This is a genomic window from Streptomyces sp. AC627_RSS907, assembly GCF_019049165.1.
The window spans coordinates 1-589 of the sequence record NZ_JAGMUE010001009.1; the positions used below are offsets into that span (position 1 = coordinate 1).

The 589-nt window shown below is 71.8% G+C and carries 1 protein-coding gene; it reads right to left on the minus strand.

Features of this window, described 5'->3' with window-relative positions; all coding sequences use genetic code 11:
• Window positions 1–3: 3 nt before the first annotated feature.
• Window positions 4–589, minus strand: a 586-nt coding sequence (locus KUM32_RS39945) for a Yip1 family protein (RefSeq protein ID WP_217146620.1), incomplete at its 5' end; no start/stop codon positions are given.

The following is a 589-nucleotide window of genomic DNA, read 5'->3' on the forward strand; positions in this document are numbered from 1 at the left end:
GCCCTACAGCGTGCCCAGTTTGATGCTCGACAGCAGCGCGACGAGCTGGATCGCGCTGGCGCCCAGTGCCTTGGGCCACGGCAGGTCGTGGGACTTGCTCACCATCGACGTGAAGAGCGCGCCCGCCGCGAGCCAGGTCGCCCAGCCCAGGATCTGCACCAGGGAGCTGTCGCCGCCCAGGAACATCGCGAACAGCAGGCGCGGCGCGTCCGTGATGGAGGTGATCAGCATCGACAGGCCGATGGTCGGTGCCCAGGCGCCGTCGCCGCCGAGTTGGCGGGCCAGGGTGTGGGTGACCGCGCCCAGGATCAGGCCGCTCAGCATGACCGCCACCGCGGTGCTGAGCATCCACGGGATGCTGTTGGACAGCGAGGCGTTCAGCACCTCCTCGCGCGCCTGGTCGAGGCCGAAGACCGCGAGCAGCCCGTAGACGAAGGTCACGGTCAGCGCCGTGGGCCACATCGGGTAGTCGCGCATCTGCCAGAACGTCGGGCCCGGGCGCAGCACGATGCCGCGCAGCAGGTCCTTCCAGTGCAGCCGCGGGCCGGCGGGCGGGGGCGCGGGCTGGCCGGCGCGGTAGGCGGTGCCG